The organism is Dorea sp. D27 (genome assembly GCF_001185345.1).
Taxonomy (GTDB): domain Bacteria; phylum Bacillota; class Clostridia; order Lachnospirales; family Lachnospiraceae; genus Extibacter.
Map to the genome: position 1 here is coordinate 179302 of NZ_KQ236743.1, position 16302 is coordinate 195603.

Annotated in this window: 16 protein-coding genes; all 16 read left to right on the top strand. The window is 55.1% G+C overall.

The features are described from left to right. The first annotated feature begins 23 nt into the window (after positions 1–23). The 16 genes from cbiD to HMPREF0980_RS00950 are packed head-to-tail and all read left to right on the top strand — an operon-like array spanning position 24 to position 16301. Positions 24–1187, top strand: a complete 1164-nt coding sequence (gene cbiD / locus HMPREF0980_RS00875) for a cobalt-precorrin-5B (C(1))-methyltransferase CbiD (RefSeq protein WP_049727280.1) — start codon at positions 24–26, stop codon at positions 1185–1187. Further along, positions 1188–1928, top strand: a complete 741-nt coding sequence (gene cobI / locus HMPREF0980_RS00880; RefSeq protein WP_049727281.1) for a precorrin-2 C(20)-methyltransferase — start codon at positions 1188–1190, stop codon at positions 1926–1928. A gap of 5 nt (positions 1929–1933) precedes the next feature. Continuing rightward, positions 1934–2707, top strand: a complete 774-nt coding sequence (cobM, locus tag HMPREF0980_RS00885) for a precorrin-4 C(11)-methyltransferase (protein ID WP_049727282.1) — start codon at positions 1934–1936, stop codon at positions 2705–2707. Further along, complete coding sequence (gene cobJ / locus HMPREF0980_RS00890) at positions 2700–3431, top strand: precorrin-3B C(17)-methyltransferase (protein ID WP_049727283.1); 732 nt, start codon at positions 2700–2702, stop codon at positions 3429–3431. The genes cobM and cobJ overlap by 8 nt, the downstream gene beginning before the upstream one ends. Further along, positions 3424–4644: a bifunctional cobalt-precorrin-7 (C(5))-methyltransferase/cobalt-precorrin-6B (C(15))-methyltransferase gene (locus HMPREF0980_RS00895; RefSeq protein ID WP_049727284.1), complete on the top strand. Its 1221-nt coding sequence runs from the start codon at positions 3424–3426 to the stop codon at positions 4642–4644. The genes cobJ and HMPREF0980_RS00895 overlap by 8 nt, the downstream gene beginning before the upstream one ends. Then, positions 4644–6062: a cobyrinic acid a,c-diamide synthase CobB gene (locus tag HMPREF0980_RS00900; protein WP_049727285.1), complete on the top strand. Its 1419-nt coding sequence runs from the start codon at positions 4644–4646 to the stop codon at positions 6060–6062. Before HMPREF0980_RS00895 ends, HMPREF0980_RS00900 begins: the two co-directional genes overlap by 1 nt. Position 6063: 1 nt before the next feature. After that, on the top strand, positions 6064–7152 hold the full coding sequence (cobT, locus tag HMPREF0980_RS00905; protein ID WP_242847314.1) for a nicotinate-nucleotide--dimethylbenzimidazole phosphoribosyltransferase: 1089 nt from the start codon (positions 6064–6066) through the stop codon (positions 7150–7152). 10 nt (positions 7153–7162) lie between these two features. After that, on the top strand, positions 7163–7924 hold the full coding sequence (locus HMPREF0980_RS00910; protein ID WP_049727286.1) for an adenosylcobinamide-GDP ribazoletransferase: 762 nt from the start codon (positions 7163–7165) through the stop codon (positions 7922–7924). Then, on the top strand, positions 7921–8526 hold the full coding sequence (locus HMPREF0980_RS00915; RefSeq protein WP_049727287.1) for a histidine phosphatase family protein: 606 nt from the start codon (positions 7921–7923) through the stop codon (positions 8524–8526). The genes HMPREF0980_RS00910 and HMPREF0980_RS00915 overlap by 4 nt, the downstream gene beginning before the upstream one ends. After that, a complete protein-coding gene (gene cbiB / locus HMPREF0980_RS00920) occupies positions 8523–9488 on the top strand; it encodes an adenosylcobinamide-phosphate synthase CbiB (RefSeq protein WP_049727288.1) in 966 nt (321 codons plus the stop codon). The genes HMPREF0980_RS00915 and cbiB overlap by 4 nt, the downstream gene beginning before the upstream one ends. Before the next feature lie 28 nt (positions 9489–9516). After that, the gene (locus HMPREF0980_RS00925) at positions 9517–10584 is read left to right on the top strand and encodes a pyridoxal phosphate-dependent aminotransferase (protein WP_049727289.1); all 1068 of its coding nucleotides are present in this window, start codon (positions 9517–9519) and stop codon (positions 10582–10584) included. A 3-nt stretch (positions 10585–10587) separates the two neighbouring features. After that, a complete protein-coding gene (locus HMPREF0980_RS00930; protein ID WP_049727290.1) occupies positions 10588–12114 on the top strand; it encodes a cobyric acid synthase in 1527 nt (508 codons plus the stop codon). After that, entirely contained in the window at positions 12102–12977 is an 876-nt protein-coding gene (gene hemC / locus HMPREF0980_RS00935) for a hydroxymethylbilane synthase (RefSeq protein WP_049727291.1), read from the top strand. Before HMPREF0980_RS00930 ends, hemC begins: the two co-directional genes overlap by 13 nt. A 4-nt stretch (positions 12978–12981) precedes the next feature. Beyond that, positions 12982–14523 carry a uroporphyrinogen-III C-methyltransferase gene (cobA, locus tag HMPREF0980_RS00940; protein ID WP_049727292.1) on the top strand — a complete coding sequence of 514 codons (1542 nt, stop codon included), beginning with the start codon at positions 12982–12984 and terminating at the stop codon, positions 14521–14523. Positions 14524–14556: 33 nt separating this feature from the next. Beyond that, positions 14557–15477, top strand: a complete 921-nt coding sequence (locus tag HMPREF0980_RS00945; protein ID WP_049727293.1) for an ABC transporter permease — start codon at positions 14557–14559, stop codon at positions 15475–15477. Next, positions 15474–16301: an ABC transporter permease gene (locus tag HMPREF0980_RS00950; protein WP_242847315.1), complete on the top strand. Its 828-nt coding sequence runs from the start codon at positions 15474–15476 to the stop codon at positions 16299–16301. Before HMPREF0980_RS00945 ends, HMPREF0980_RS00950 begins: the two co-directional genes overlap by 4 nt. Position 16302 lies beyond the last annotated feature (1 nt).

A 16302-nucleotide genomic window follows, 5' to 3' on the forward strand; every position in this document is an offset into this window, starting at 1 on the left:
GTTATGGAGAAAGGAGCATACAGATGGAAGGAGACAGCCGGGACGGCAGGAACAGACAGATAGTATGGAAGAACCAGAAGAGGATGCGTACCGGCTATACGACCGGAAGCTGTGCGGCAGCAGCGGCCAAGGCGGCTGTCTGCATGCTGCTGTCCAAAGAACCGGTACCTCACGTATCCCTGCTGACCCCAAAGGGTGTCAGGCTCTATCTGGACGTGGAATGTATCGAGACCGGCAGGGGTTATGCCAGTTGTGCCGTGCGCAAGGACAGCGGGGATGATCCGGATGTGACGGACGGCGTACTTGTCTATGCCAGAGTGTCAAGATGCAAAGGGGATGCAGTCAGCCTGGAGGGCGGGACGGGGATCGGCAGGATTACGAAGAACGGGCTGGAGCAGCCCATAGGCGCCGCGGCTATCAACAAGGTGCCGCGCCGCATGATCATAGAGGCAGTGGAAGAGCAGAGAAGAAAATTCGGCTGTAAAGACGGCATCGCTGTCGTTATCTCTGTCCCGGACGGGGAGGAACTGGCTGAAAAGACATTCAATCCCCGTCTCGGAATCAAGGGAGGAATCTCCGTACTCGGGACGAGCGGCATCGTGGAACCGATGAGTGAGAAAGCGCTTACCGATACGATATATCTGGAGATGAAGGTGCTGAAAGAAAACGGGCATGCGTGGTGCTGTGCCGTCCCGGGCAACTATGGCAGCGATTTCCTGACAGGGACGCTCGGGTATGACGGCAGCCTAGCGGTGAAGTGCAGCAATTATATCGGGGAGACGATTGACGATGCGGTTCGTATCGGTATGAAAGGGCTGCTGTTCGTCGGACACATCGGAAAGCTTGTCAAGCTGGCGGCAGGGGTGATGAATACCCATTCAAGACAGGCAGACTGCCGGATGGAAGTATTTGCCGCCCATGCGGCTCTCGCCGGTGCAGACCGGGATACGGTGCAGAAGCTGATGGAATGCGTGACGACAGCCGAGGCAGTGGATATCCTGAAGTGCGGCGGATTACTGGGACCCGTCATGCAGACGGTCATGGACCGGATCGACTATCATATCCGGCAGCGTGCAGGAAAGATGCTGGCAGTCGGTGCGGTCGTGTTTTCTATGGAAGTAGGAATTCTTGGAAGCACACCGTCTGCTTCCAAGATACTGGATCAGATACGGAAAGGGACGATGTAGATGGAAGGAACATTTTATGGAGTTGGAGCAGGGCCGGGAGACCCGGAGCTTCTGACGTTACAGGCAGTCAGGATCATACGGGAATGTGACGTAGTGGCCCTGGCGGTATCGGACAAGGCATTCCGGAAACCGGTGTATGACAGAGGAGGGAAGGCAGAAGAGCTCAGCAGGTATCTGCAACGATGTGCGGCGTATCAGATTGTGCTTCCAGTCATACCGGAACTGGAAAAGAAAAAGAAGCTTTTCCTTCCCATGCCTATGATCAAGGAGAAAGAAAAGCTCAGACAGATTCACGATGAATGTGCCGATGCAGCAGAGCAGATTATACGAAAGGGAATAAATGTCGCATTCATAACGCTTGGGGATCCAACCATATACTCTACATGCATGTATGTGCACAAGAGGCTGGCAGAAAAAGGGATAAGGACATGTCTCGTTCCGGGCATACCTTCCTTTTGCGCGGCCGCGGCCAGGATGAACATGAGTCTCGCAGAGAACAGGGAAGAGATTCATATCATACCGGCCTCTTATGGCGTTGAAGATAGCCTTGGCCTTAAGGGGACGAAGGTGATTATGAAAGCGGGTGCGAAGATGCCCGATGTGAAGCAGGCTGTGATGGCAAGGAAGATGGAGATACACATGGTGGAGAACTGCGGCATGCCAGACGAGCGGGTATACGAAAGAGCCGAGGATATACCGGATGATGCCGGATACTATTCATTGATGATTATTAAGGAGTGAGGCTGATGGTTGTATTTGTTGGAGCAGGACCGGGAGCAGAGGACCTCATAACGGTCCGAGGGCAAAAATTTCTTAAGGAAGCTGACATTATCGTATATGCAGGTTCTCTCGTGAACCCTGCGCTTCTGGATGTAAGAAAGGATTCATGTGAAGTATACAACAGTGCATGCATGACTTTAGAGGAGGTGCTCGGGGTGCTCATACAGGGTGTGCGTGCAGGAAAGAATGTGGTGCGTCTTCACACGGGAGATCCGTGCCTGTACGGAGCAGTGAAAGAACAGATGGACGCCCTGGCGGAAGAAGGGATACCGTACGAAGTGTGTCCGGGTGTAAGTTCATTTTGTGGCGCTGCTTCAGCCCTTGAGGCAGAATATACGCTTCCCGGCGTCTCCCAGTCTGTCGTCATCACAAGGATGGCAGGCAGGACGCCGGTGCCGGAACAGGAATCGATACGCAGCTTTGCGGCCCACAAAGCTACGATGGTCATCTTTTTGAGCACCGGTATGCTTCCCCGGCTTCAGGAGGAGCTGCTGGCGGGCGGATATGAGAAGGATACCCCCGCCGCCATCGTCTATAAGGCTTCCTGGCCTGACGAGAAGGTGTGCCGCTGTACGGTGGAGACGCTGGCCGAGACAGCCGAAAAGGAAGGAATCAAGAAGACTGCGCTTATCGTCGCGGGCAGTGTGCTGGACGGGAGATACGAGCGGTCCGAATTATATAACCCATCCTTTTCCACCGGATTCCGCAGGGCTTCAGATGGAGGGCAGGGCCATGAATAGCGTATATGTAGTAGGAATAGGCCCGGGGGACAGAGGCCAGATGACACGCGAGGCGGAAGCGGCGCTTGAGCAGTGCAGCGTTATCGCGGGCTATACGGTCTATATTGATCTGATAAAAGACCGATATGCGGACAAGACATTTCTTACCACTCCTATGACGCAGGAAGCACAGCGGTGCAGGATGGCATTTGAAGAAGCTCAGAAGGGCCGGGACGTGTGCCTTGTGTGCAGCGGCGATGCAGGCGTGTACGGGATGGCCGGCCTCATGTATGAGATAAAGGAGGCATATCCGGATGTGAGAATCAAAGTGGTGCCCGGCATCACGGCTGCCACAGGAGGGGCGGCAGTACTTGGCGCACCGCTCATGCATGACTTTGCGGTCATCAGCTTAAGTGACCTGCTTACCCCGTGGGAGAAGATAGAGGCAAGGCTTCGGGCGGCAGCTGCGGCAGACTTTGTCATCTGCCTGTACAACCCGTCCAGCAGAAAGCGCAAAGACTATCTGCACAAGGCATGCGTACTGCTGCTGGAATATAAAAGAAAGGACACTGTCTGCGGAATTGTGCGCAATATAGGACGGGAGGGAGAGTCCAGCCAGGTGCTGTCCCTGGAAGCGCTGAAACAGACGGAAGTCGATATGTTCACGACCGTATTCATCGGCAATGAGCAGACAAAACAGATAGATGGCAGCATGGTGACACCGAGAGGGTATCGTAATGTATGAGGAAAAGAGACAGAGAATCAGCCTGACGGGCATCGGGATGGGAACCGGGGCGACCCTGACCGCAGAGGCCCGCGAGGCGCTTGAAAGCTGCGACTGTATCATCGGGGCGGCCCGTATGACGGAAAGCCTTTCCCACTTTGGAAAGCCGGCGTATGATGCTTATAAAGCAGAAGAAATCAAAGAGATTATCAGAGAACACGGTGGATATGGACATATCGTGGTAGCGCTGTCGGGAGATTGTGGATTTTACAGTGGGGCAAAAGCGCTGGCAGGAGAGCTGGAGGAATACAAGGTAGAACTCATACCGGGGATATCATCGGTTGCCTTTCTTGCCTCCAGGCTGCGAGTAAGCTGGGAGGATGCAGCGCTTATGAGCGTTCATGGCCGGCGGCAGAACTACATATATGCGATAGCTCACAACGAAAAGATCTTCCTGCTTCTGGGTGGGGAGGCACGTGCGCGGGAGCTGTGTGAAAAGATAAGATACTTTGGACTCGCAGATGTGGAATTCCATATCGGACGACGGCTTTCCTATGAAGATGAAACCATCATATGCCGGCGCGGAAGTGAACTCATGCCGGAGGACTGCGCAGGGCTTGATGTGGCATTTGTCCGTAATCCTTCGCCCGATAAAAGGGTGGCCGCGCACATAGAAGACGAGGAGTTCATCCGAGGCGGCGTGCCGATGACGAAAGCTGAAATCCGTGCAGTGAGCCTGGCGAAGCTCGGCCTTACACAGGACGCGGTGCTGTATGACATCGGGGCCGGGACGGGTTCTGTATCTGTAGAGGCGGCGCTCCGGTCGGGAGAGATTAAGGTGTATGCGGTTGAAAAGAATCCGGAAGCCATACGTATTCTGAAAGAGAATAAAAGGCAGTTCGGCTGTGATAATATCGAGGTGGTGGAAGGTACTGCCCCTGGCGGTTTACAGAATCTGGAACCTCCCACGCACGTGTTTGTCGGGGGAAGCTCGGGGAACCTGTCAGAGATTCTTAAAGCGGTGAAGGATAGGAATCCGGACGTACGTATTGTAATCAATGCGGCTTCTCTGGAGACGATTGGCGAAGTGATAGGAGCGGAGCGGTCGGGCCTCCTGTCCGCTCCTGAGATTGTACAGATTGCGGCATCCAGGTCCAGACAGCTTGGTGCATACCATATGATGACCGCGCTGAATCCTGTATATGTCGTATCGGACGGAAAGGGGCAGAAGTGATGGTAAGTCCAAGATTTATGATAGCTTCCCTGTCAAGCGGAAGCGGGAAGACGGTCATATCGTCCGGGCTTATGTCCGCACTCTCAGGGAGGGGGCTGAAGGTGGCCGCATGCAAGTGCGGGCCGGATTATATCGATACGATGTTCCACCGGGAAGTGACCGGAGAAGAGTCTGAGAATCTGGATCTGTTCTTCCTGGACAGGGATATACTGAAAAAGCTGTTCCTGCGCCATGCCGGGAAGGCGGATGTGACAGTGATTGAAGGCGTTATGGGATACTATGACGGCATGGCCCTTGACAGCGACACGGCCAGTTCCTATGATGTGGCCCGTACCCTTGACGTTCCGGTCATTCTGACGGTACCGTGCAAAGGGATGGCCCTGTCCGTCAGCTCTGTGTTACTAGGAGCGCTTACATTCCGAAAGGAGAGCAATATCCGCGGCATACTGTTGAACCGCATATCAGAGATGCTGTATCCAAGGATGAAGCAGATGATAGAAAGCGAGCTTTCGAAAAGAGGGTTTTTGATACCTGTCGTCGGATACGTGCCGGAAGACGACGTGTTCCGGCTGAAGAGCCGGCATCTCGGCCTCGTCCTGCCCGAGGAGGCTGGACTTATCCGCAGGCAGTTCAAGGAGGCGGGAAAGATACTGGAAGAGACGGTGGATTTGGATCTGCTGCTGGAAATCAGTAAGGACATGGAAAGGACCGGCTGCATGGCGGAGGCAGGATGTACAGGTGGACAGCCGGATAAAGAAAGGCGGCAGGGCGCAGGGAGGCAGGCTGTAAGAATCGCGCTGGCAAGAGATGAGGCCTTCTGCTTTTACTATAAAGATAACCTGGAGCTGCTGGAAGATTCGGGCTGTGAGCTCGTACCGTTCAGTCCCCTGCATGATGCGAAGCTGCCGGAAGGAATCTCAGGACTCATATTGGGAGGAGGCTATCCGGAACTTTACGCAGGTGAACTCTCGCAGAATGAGACCATGTGCCGGGATATCCGGCACATGGTGGAAGCCGGGCTTCCGTGCCTGGCAGAGTGCGGCGGCTTTATGTATCTTCACAAGGAGATGGAAGGCGCAGACGGCACTGCGTACCCGATGGCTGGCGTGGTTCATGGGAAGGTGTATTGGACACCCCGGCTCGTACGGTTCGGCTACATAGAGCTGTCCGTCCTGGGAGAGGGAAAGTTACTCAAAGCAGGAGAAACGATTCGGGGACATGAATTTCACTACTTTGACAGTACGGACAACGGAACCGGCTGCATGGCGGTGAAGCCCGGCAGGCAGCGCGCTTGGGAATGCATGCACACAAAAGGGAACCTGTTCGCGGGGTTTCCTCACATACATTACTGCTCTAACCCGTCATTTGCACACCGGTTTATACATTGCTGCACAGAGTGGGTACGAAAGGAACGATGATATGGAACAGACGATACGGATGCCGGAAGAGATGACGCCGGATCTGCTCCGGGAGATGATCTTGCCGGCGGACCGGGAAAGCATGGAGATAGCCAGGAGGCGGTGGCAGACGGTGGCGAAGCCGCTGCTCAGCCTTGGAAAGCTGGAAGATGCCATAATAAAGATTGCCGGTATGAAGCGTGATGCCGGATTCACGCTGCAGAAAAAGGGGCTGATAATCATGTGTGCCGACAACGGAGTGGTAGAAGAGGGCGTGACACAGACCGGACAGGAAGTGACGGCGGTGGTGGCGGATAACTTTACGAAGAAGGCCGCCAGTGTGGCGATTATGAGCGAAGTGGCGGGGGCGGACCTGTTCCCGGTCGATATCGGCATGGCGGCTGACGTGCCTTCCGTAACGAAGCCAGAAGATAAGGTGGCATACGGGACGAAAAATATGCGGAAGGAACCGGCCATGACACGGGAACAGGCATGGCAGGCCATATTGACCGGGATACGTATCGTATCCCGGCTGAAAGCGGAAGGATATGATATTGCCGCTACCGGGGAGATGGGCATCGGCAATACGACGACGAGCAGCGCCGTGGCATCCGTGCTTCTGGAGAAACCGGTGGAAGAAGTGACCGGGAAAGGAGCCGGGTTAAGCAGCGAAGGGCTGGAGCAAAAGATTACGGTAATCAGACAGGCGGTTCGCCTGCACCGCCCGGATAAGGAGGATGTTCTGGACGTGCTGTCGAAAGTAGGCGGGCTGGATATCGCAGGTCTGGCTGGCGTGTACCTCGGCGGCGCGCTGATGCATATGCCGGTCGTGGTGGACGGATTCATTTCTGCCGTCGCGGCACTCTGCGCGGTTCGCCTCATTCCTGACGCGAAGGATTATATGCTTCCCTCGCACGTGTCGAAAGAACCGGCGGGACAGATGCTTTTGGATGCTCTTGGCATGTCACCGTTCCTGACGTGTGACATGAACCTTGGCGAAGGAAGCGGAGCAGTGGCGGTGCTTCCTCTGCTTGAGATGGGGCTGCAGGTATACCGCAGGATGAGCACCTTTGAAGAAATCAATGTAGAACAATACGAGATGTTGAGATAAAGGAACCGATATGTATGTATTTGAATCACTCCTCATTGCATTATCTATGTATTCTAAGATTCCCGTGCCGCGGGTAGAGTGGAATGAGAAAAATATGAAGTATGCGATGTGTTTTTTCCCGGTAATAGGGGTTGTAACCGGAATTCTCGAGATAGCCATAGGACGAGTTCTGCTGCGGGCGGGAGCAGGTTCTCTTCTGTTTGCAGCCGCAATGACGCTGCTTCCTGTCCTCGTGACGGGCGGTATCCACATAGACGGCCTTATGGACACGCTGGATGCGCTGGGCTCCTATGGCGGCAGGGAAAAGAAGCTGGAGATACTGAAGGATCCACACACCGGCGCGTTTGCCGTCCTTGGCCTGTGCTGCTATCTTTTGTGGAGCGTGGCGGTCTGGAGCGAAGCGGCCGCAGACATGCTTCCAGTCATCGGCTGCGGCTATGTGACGAGCAGAGCGCTCAGCGGATTGTCTGTCGTTACGTTCAAAGCCGCCAGAGATTCCGGGCTTGCCAGGACGTTTCAGGACGGGGCCGGCAGAAAGACCGTCGGTATCGTGATGATAATCGTGCTCCTAATGTCTATCGCCCTTTCTCTTCGGCTGGACGTCAGGATGGGAGCTGCGTCTGCAGCGGCGGGCCTATTGAGCTTTTGCTACTACAAAGCGGTATGCTACAGGCAGTTTGGGGGCATTACAGGAGATCTGGCCGGCTATTTCCTTCAGATCTGTGAGCTCGCTATTCTTACATGTACCGTATTGGCAGGGAGGCTGTTATGAAGATACTATTGATCCGCCACTTTGAGACGCCGGGCAACAGGGAGAGGCGTTATATAGGGCGTACAGACGAAGCGCTCGCTGAAGCAGGTCTGGAAACACGTGTATGTGAGGTGCGCCGCTGCCTGGAAACAAGAGGCGCTGTGGAATGTGTAGCCGCGAGCCCTATGAAGCGTTGCGTACAGACGGCGGCGCTGCTCTTTCCTGACAAGGAGCCGCTGTGGTTTGATGAACTGAAGGAATGCGATTTCGGACTGTTTGAAGGCCGCAATTATGAAGAGCTGAAAGATCTGCCCGCATACCGTAACTGGCTTGGCTCTCAGGGAACGCTTCCCTTTCCTGGCGGTGAGGGGCATACGGCATTCAAATCCCGCTGCATCTGCGGATTTGATAAGGCGACAGACATCTTCATCAGGGAAAAGTGCGGCTGCGCCGCCATAGTTGCCCACGGCGGCACGGTCATGTCTGTCCTGTCCCGTTATGCCCCCGGACAGAGTCGTTTTTATGACTGGCAGCCCGGTAATGGCGGCGGCTATGTCGTGACGCTGGATGCAGAGGAATGGAAAAATGGCAGGAAAGGATTCACGGAGACAGAGGTGTTATGATTACATGGATGGCCTGCATGACAGGATTTATACTTGACTTGATATTCGGAGACCCGGTATGGCTGTACCATCCGGTAAGACTCATCGGCCGCCTCATTTCCTGCCTGGAGCAGCTTTCCAGAAGGGTGTGCAGGGACAGGGACCGCTGGCTCCTGGCCGCCGGCGTACTGATGTGGGCAGTAGTGGGCGCGATATCGACAGCGGTTCCGTGGGTGCTGCTGTACGGGGCGCAAAGCGTCCATCCCGCAGTACGTTATGTGCTGGAGAGCTTCTGGTGCTACCAGCTTCTTGCCGCCAGGTCGCTGAGCCGGGAGAGCGGGAACGTATACAGGGAGCTGGCGGCAGGAAGCCTGCCCGGTGCCAGGAAGGCTGTCTCGATGATAGTTGGCAGGGACACGGCTGGACTCGACGAGGCCGGAGTCATAAAGGCCGCGGTGGAGACCGTGGCCGAAAACACGTCGGATGGGGTGACGGCCCCGCTGTTCTATATGATGATTGGAGGTGCTCCCCTTGGCTTTTTCTATAAGGCGGTCAACACGATGGACTCCATGGTCGGATATAAAGATGAGAGATATCTCTGCCTGGGCAGATGTGCCGCTAAGATGGATGATGTGCTGAACTATATCCCGGCCCGGCTGTCGGCCCTGTTGATGACGGCGGCGGCATTCCTGCTTGGGATGGACGGTCCCGGGGCATGGAAGATATACCGCCGGGACAGAAGAAAGCATGCGAGCCCGAACGCGGCACAGACAGAAGCGGTGTGCGCGGGGGCGTTAGATATACGTCTTGCGGGGGACGCGTGGTACTTTGGCAGACGGTATACGAAGGAATACATCGGTGATGACATAAGGCCCGTCGAGGCAGAGGATATTGTAAGGGCCGGCAGGCTCATGTATGGTACGGCTTTGCTTGCGTTTCTGCTGTTCGGGGCAGTGAAAGCCATGGTCATACTGATGCTGTGACGATACAGACGGCAAAGAGGAGGAAACGATGGATTATTTACACGGCGGTGACATCTACACTTATGAGGGCATGATTGACTTTTCTGTTAATGTGAACCCTTTCGGACCGGATGATAAAGTGCTGGAAGCAGTGCGGAAGGCATCCGCGCATATCGGAGAATACCCGGACAGCAGGTGCAGGAAGCTGAGGAGCGCACTGGCTGGAAAACATGGCATTCCGGAAGACATGCTCATATTCGGGAACGGTGCGGCAGAACTTATATTCTCTGTCGTCTTTGCCGAACGGCCACAGAAGGCGCTCCTCACTGCCCCGTCCTTCGCGGAATATGCCCAGGCACTGAAAGCAGCCGGCTGCGAGACGGCGTACCATTATCTGAGAGAGGAAGACAGCTTCCGGCTGACAGAAGGATATGTAGATCAACTGACAGAGGACGTGGACATGATATTCCTCTGTACGCCGGACAATCCTACCGGACAGGTAGCTGATATGCCGCTGCTCCACCGCATCGTGGACAGATGTGGTGAACTTGGCATCCGGGTTGTGATAGACGAGTGCTTTTATGAATTTCTGGAACATCCGGAAGATATATTGTCAGTAGAGGCTATACTTGATAAGCCCTGGGTCCTGCTGCTCCGGGCATTTACGAAGATGCACGCAGTGCCGGGGCTGCGGCTCGGATACGGCATCAGTGCCGACAGAGAGCTTCTTGAGAGGATGGAAGGTGTCACGCAGCCGTGGAACGTGTCCGTGGCGGCGCAGGCGGCAGGGCTGGCCGCCCTCTCCTCCGCCGGGAGAGTCCGTATGACGAGAGAATATGTGGCTTTGGAGCGCAGACGCGTGGAGCAGGAGCTGGAGCAGATTGGAATCACGTATTACCCTTCTGCAGTGAACTATATACTGATGTACTGTGGTTACGATCTGTTCCCGCTTCTGAAGGAGAAGAACATATTGATCCGGGACTGCTCCAATTACGAGGGGCTGCAGAACGGATATTACCGCGCCGCGGTAAAGACCCACGATGAAAATACCATACTGCTGCAGGCGCTGCGGGATATCTGCGGGCAGGCTTCACAAGGCGGGATAAGGAGGAGATAAAGCATGGCAAGATGCATTATGATACAAGGCACGATGTCCAATGCAGGGAAGAGCATACTGGCAGGCGGACTGTGCAGGATATTCGCTCAGGACGGCCGGAAGACAGCGCCATTTAAATCCCAGAACATGGCACTCAATTCTTATATCACAAGAGACGGGCTTGAGATGGGAAGGGCGCAGGCGATGCAGGCCGAGGCCGCCGGCGTGGAACCGTCCGCCCTTATGAATCCTGTCCTGCTGAAGCCGACGAGCGATAAGGGGTCCCAGGTTATCGTTAACGGAGAGGTGGCAGGTGTGATGACGGCGGCAGAATATTACCGCCGGAAGAAAGCGCTCATACCACGTATACTAGATGCATATAACAAGCTGGCGGCCGCATATGATGTCATCGTCATAGAGGGGGCCGGGAGCCCTGCAGAAATCAACCTGAAAAGCGGGGATATCGTGAACATGGGACTGGCCGCGCTTGTAGACGCGCCTGTACTTCTTGTGGGGGATATTGACAGGGGAGGCGTGTTTGCACAGCTTGTCGGTACGATGGAACTTCTGGAAGAGAAGGAAAAGCGGCGGATAAAAGGGATGATTATCAATAAGTTCCGGGGAGACAAGGACATTCTTCTGCCGGGCCTTCGGATGCTGGAGGAAAAGACCGGAGTTCCGGTGCGGGGCGTGGTGCCGTATATCCAACTGGACATTGATGAGGAGGACAGCCTGACAGAACGTTTTCAGAAGAAGGGGTCAGATGGGCTTATAGATATTGCCGTCATCCGCTTTCCCCGTATCTCAAATTATACTGATTTTATGGCGCTGGAGTGTGTGGAGGAGGTTTCGGTGCGCTATGTCGCTTCCCCGGCAGAGTTCGGTACTCCGGACGCGGTTCTTCTTCCGGGAAGCAAGAATACGATAGAGGATCTGCTCTGGATGAGGCAGAGCGGGCTGGAGGCGAAGGTCATACGCCATGGAGCCGCAGGAAAGACCGTATTTGGAATCTGCGGCGGCTACCAGATGCTCGGGCAGGAAATCTGCGACCCGGCAGGCGTAGAACGAAAAGGCACGGTAAAGGGAATGGGGCTTCTGCCGGTACGTACGGTATTTGAGCAGGGCAAGACGAGGACGAGGGTACAAGGACAGGTCTGCAAGACAGGCGGCAGTCTGAGCCGCATGAGCGGGATGCCGGCAGAAGGTTATGAGATTCATATGGGTACTACATCTGCAATCGAAGAGGTACAGCCTCTCCTGAATCTCACAGATGAGAAGACAGGCACGCAGAAGGCGGACGGCGCCGTATGTGGGAATGTATATGGCTGCTATGTACACGGCGTGTTCGACCGGCAGGAGATGGCCTCCGCGTTCCTTTCTTCTCTGCTAGAGGAAAAAGGGATTGATATGGATGCAGCGAAGGCGCAAGATTTTGCGGCTTACAAGGATAAGCAGTATGATAAGCTGGCGGAGATTATGAGGGAAAGCCTCGATATGGACGCCGTCTATGACATTCTCGAGAAAGGAAATGAGGCATCATGCGTTCTATAATAAGGATAGGGAGCCGGGAGAGCCGGCTGGCCGTGAGGCAGGCAGAGATTGTGAAGCAGGCGGTGGAAAGAAACACTCCGGGAGCCGAGGCCAAGATCGTGACGATGAAGACGAAGGGCGACAAGATTCTGGACCAGAGCCTGGAACTGATAGGGGGCAAGGGGCTGTTTGTCAAGGAACTGGAGAAAGCGCTTCTGGAAGGAAGCATCGATATCTGCGTACACAGCCTGAAAGATATGCCCATGGAAGTGCCGGAGGACCTTCCCATCGTCGCCTACGGTGAAAGGGAGGATCCAAGGGATGTGCTCATCTACAAGCCGGGGCATACCTCAGTACGGGAAGGGGGCGTCATCGGAACATCCAGCAGACGGAGGTCGCTTCAGCTAAAAAGTCTGTATCCTTCCTGCATGTTCAGGGGAATCCGGGGCAATGTGCAGACGAGGCTGCGCAGGCTTGAAGAGGAAGAGTTTGACGGGATTGTGCTTGCGGCCGCCGGGCTCCGGCGGCTTCATCTGGAATCGGCAATCGGGAGAGTATTCGGCGTGGAGGAAGTGGTTCCTGCCGCCGGGCAGGGCATACTGGCGGTTCAGGGCAGGAAAGGCGGGGACTACTCCTGGCTGGCCTCTTTTGAATGTGAAAAGAGCCGTGCCGAGGCTGCGGCGGAACGTGAATTTACGGCTGCGCTCGGCGGCGGATGTACGTCCCCCATAGCGGCACATGCGCAGATGGCGGGAACAGAGCTTAAGCTCACCGGCCTGTATTACGCCGGAGATGATACGTACTGGACGCAGACAAAGACAGGAGAAGCCAGGAAGGCGAGACAGATTGGTCTGGAGCTGGCAGAAGAGATGAGACGGAGGTGACAGGATGGACGGAACAGGAAAGGTATGGCTTGCGGGGGCAGGACCAGGCGATGCGGGTCTGCTTACCGTCAGGACGAGGGAACTGATAGAAGCTGCTGATATTATCGTCTATGATGCATTGATCAGCGCGGAGATACTGAGCCTTATACCGCCGGGAAAAGAAGTGGTCAATGTTGGCAAACGTTCAGGCCATCATCTCGTGCCACAGCATGAGATCAATGAGATTCTCCTTAAGGAAGCTCAGAAAGGCAGAAAGGTGCTCCGCCTCAAAGGAGGGGACCCCTTTGTATTCGGGCGCGGAGGAGAAGAGCTGGAGCTTCTCGCGGAGCACAGGATTCCGTTTGAGATAGTACCCGGGATAACATCGGCGACCGCAGTTCCAGCCTATGCGGGCATTCCGGTCACCCACCGGACCTATGCGTCATCTCTCCATATTATAACCGGACATCCGAGGCAGGGAGGTACAGACACGATTGACTATGCCTCCCTCGTGAAGATGAAGGGTACGCTCGTCTTTCTCATGGGTATCACCTCCATGGAGGTAATCTTGAACGGCCTGATGGATGCAGGGCTTGACCGGGACACACCGGCGGCGGTGATTGAAAATGGAACGCTCTTTGGACAGCGCCGTGTCATATCTGTCGTGGACCGCCTGGCAGAGGATGCCGGCAAGGCGGGTATCAGGCCGCCCGCGGTTATTATCGTGGGGGACGTGTGTGCATTGTCGGATCGTTTCCACTGGGCCGAAGACCGCCCGCTTGGAGGGAGGCAGATACTTGTTACCCGGCCCCGGCAGAGCAGTTCTGTTCTTGCCGGAAAGCTGAGGACGCTCGGTGCACAGGTTATAGAGCTCCCTTCTATAGCTACAAGAGCAATATCCCCGAATACCGCGCTGCAGCGTGCGATAAAGCAGTTTGGCAACCGGGCTGCCCAGGAGTGGCTGCTTTTTACAAGTCCGGCCGGCGTCCGTATCTTTTTTGAACAGCTGGCAGAGTTCAAGATGGACATCAGGCATATACTCTGCGGTTCTGCGCAGGTGAAGGTCGGTGCCATCGGTTCTGCTACAGAGAGGGAGCTTAAGGGTTACGGCTTATTGGCGGATGTCGTGCCGGATGTGTATTGCGCGGCACGTCTCGGAGAAGCCGTCGCCGCGCAAGCAAAGCCTGGGAGCAAAGTGACAGTCGCACGTGCGCTGTACGGGTCGGAGGAGCTTCTCCCGCCTCTGCTCCAGGCAGGGCTTGATGTGGATGACATCCCGCTTTATGAGACCGTATATGAGACGCATGAACAGGTAAAGGATAAGATTGTAACGCTGTTTGAACAAGGCGGAATTGATGCGGTTACATTTACGAGCGCATCCACGGTCAAAGGTTTTGTACATACGATGGAACGGCTTGATTACCATAAGATACGCGCAATCTGTATCGGAGAACAGACGGCAGCAGAAGCCGAAAAGTACAGGATGGATATCAGCGTGGCCAAAGAAGCATCGATTGAGAGCATGACAGAATGCATACTGGACAATCTGGGAATCCGCGGAAGATAAGCAGAAGCACAACATACGGGAGGAGGAAACCAAATGGGAAGATACATGTTCAAGAGAATGCTGGTCGGTTTTCTCGCCCTTTTCGTACTCGTTACAGTATCCTTCTTTCTTACAAGGATAATGCCGGGGAGCCCGTTCCAGAGCGGCAATGTATCGGAGCAGGTCCTTTCATCGCTGGAAAAAGAATATGGTCTTGATAAGCCCGCGGCCGGGCAGTATGTGGTCTACCTCGGCAACCTCCTCCACGGCGACTTCGGGATGTCTTATAAAAAGCCAGGTGTATCTGTGGCCGAAGTGATCGGCCGGGCATGGCCGGTGACGGCCGTCCTGGGTTTTCTTGCCATACTCCTTGCCGCCGCGCTTGGGACGGCTGCAGGCATATGGCAGGCGGTTACGGACAAGAAGGCGGTTAAGGGCGGGATATTTCTGGGAACCATGCTTGGCGCAGGCGTTCCCAATTTCGCCGTCGCACTTCTGCTCGACCTGCTGTTTGGCGTAAAACTGAAGCTTCTTCCCATAGCCGGGCTCTCAGGTGCGGCGAGCTACGTGCTTCCAGTCGTTTCCCTGGCACTGTACCCGGCTTCAATAATTGCCAGAATGATTCATCATACATTGGGTGATGAATTGGGACGGGGCTATGTAGCGCTGGCAAGAGCGAAAGGACTTGGGCGGCGGCGGATTCTTCTGACACATGTATTGAAGAATGCCTGGCTGCCGATTCTTAATTATATCGGCCCTGCCGCCGCCTTTCTGCTGACAGGCAGCTTTGTCGTTGAGAGCATATTTACCATTCCGGGGCTTGGACGTGAGTTCGTCACATCCATCGGGAACCGGGATTACACGCTCATATTAGGACTTACGGTATTTATGGGTATCGTCGTCATCGGCATCAATATCATTACGGACATACTCGGCGCGTGGCTGGATCCGAGGATAAGGAGGACATGCAGATGAAGATATATATGAGAAAGAATTCCATGTTGGTCTCTGGTATCGTCCTGCTGGCTGTTCTGGTGCTGCTTGCAGTCCTCATACCGGCATTGTCCCCTTACCCGGTTACGGCTCAGAATGCGGAATTAAGGAACGCTCCGTCCTCCTTTTCACACCTTTTTGGCACGGATAAGTTTGGCAGGGATATCTTCGTGCGGGTGTTTGCCGGGACAAGAATCAGCCTTGCAGTCGGCATAGGCAGCGCCCTTATCTGCGGCATGGCAGGCATCCTGTACGGAAGCGCCGCCGGCTATGCGGGAGGAAAGGCGGACATGCTGCTCATGCGCGCGGCGGATGTCATCGACGCGATACCGTCCCTCCTCTATGTCATTTTGATTATGCTTGTCATGGGTGCGGGCATAGGCAGTATTCTGCTCGGCATCTGCATCGGCGGATGGGTGGGACTGGCGCGCGTTGTAAGAGGGGAAATCATGCGGCTGAAATCAGAGGATTTCTGTACGGCTGCCCGCCTCCTTGGTGTGGGAAACGGCAGGCTTCTCTTTATCCATCTCCTGCCCAATGCAGCGGGTCCTATTATTGTAAACGTTACCCAGCTCATACCGAAAGCGATGTTCACGGAAGCGTTTCTGAGCTTTGTAGGAGTCGGCATCTCGGCGCCGGCAGCAAGCCTTGGGACGCTCATACAAGAAGCGAGGAGCCAGATTCAGGTGGCGCCGTCGCAGATGTTATATCCGATGCTCGTATTGTGCATACTGATTCTCTCGGTCAATTTGACAGGCTTGGGCCTTGAGAAGTCCATCGGCCGGGCAGAAGGAGGAGGGTGGTAAG

Bases quoted from the DNA above. Each gene is read 5' to 3' on its own strand.
- cbiD (WP_049727280.1), top strand. From the start codon at position 24: ATGGAAGGAGACAGCCGGGACGGCAGGAACAGACAGATAGTATGGAAG.
- cobI (WP_049727281.1), top strand. From the start codon at position 1,188: ATGGAAGGAACATTTTATGGAGTTGGAGCAGGGCCGGGAGACCCGGAG.
- cobM (WP_049727282.1), top strand. From the start codon at position 1,934: ATGGTTGTATTTGTTGGAGCAGGACCGGGAGCAGAGGACCTCATAACG.
- cobJ (WP_049727283.1), top strand. From the start codon at position 2,700: ATGAATAGCGTATATGTAGTAGGAATAGGCCCGGGGGACAGAGGCCAG.
- HMPREF0980_RS00895 (WP_049727284.1), top strand. From the start codon at position 3,424: ATGTATGAGGAAAAGAGACAGAGAATCAGCCTGACGGGCATCGGGATG.
- HMPREF0980_RS00900 (WP_049727285.1), top strand. From the start codon at position 4,644: ATGGTAAGTCCAAGATTTATGATAGCTTCCCTGTCAAGCGGAAGCGGG.
- cobT (WP_242847314.1), top strand. From the start codon at position 6,064: ATGGAACAGACGATACGGATGCCGGAAGAGATGACGCCGGATCTGCTC.
- HMPREF0980_RS00910 (WP_049727286.1), top strand. From the start codon at position 7,163: ATGTATGTATTTGAATCACTCCTCATTGCATTATCTATGTATTCTAAG.
- HMPREF0980_RS00915 (WP_049727287.1), top strand. From the start codon at position 7,921: ATGAAGATACTATTGATCCGCCACTTTGAGACGCCGGGCAACAGGGAG.
- cbiB (WP_049727288.1), top strand. From the start codon at position 8,523: ATGATTACATGGATGGCCTGCATGACAGGATTTATACTTGACTTGATA.
- HMPREF0980_RS00925 (WP_049727289.1), top strand. From the start codon at position 9,517: ATGGATTATTTACACGGCGGTGACATCTACACTTATGAGGGCATGATT.
- HMPREF0980_RS00930 (WP_049727290.1), top strand. From the start codon at position 10,588: ATGGCAAGATGCATTATGATACAAGGCACGATGTCCAATGCAGGGAAG.
- hemC (WP_049727291.1), top strand. From the start codon at position 12,102: ATGCGTTCTATAATAAGGATAGGGAGCCGGGAGAGCCGGCTGGCCGTG.
- cobA (WP_049727292.1), top strand. From the start codon at position 12,982: ATGGACGGAACAGGAAAGGTATGGCTTGCGGGGGCAGGACCAGGCGAT.
- HMPREF0980_RS00945 (WP_049727293.1), top strand. From the start codon at position 14,557: ATGGGAAGATACATGTTCAAGAGAATGCTGGTCGGTTTTCTCGCCCTT.
- HMPREF0980_RS00950 (WP_242847315.1), top strand. From the start codon at position 15,474: ATGAAGATATATATGAGAAAGAATTCCATGTTGGTCTCTGGTATCGTC.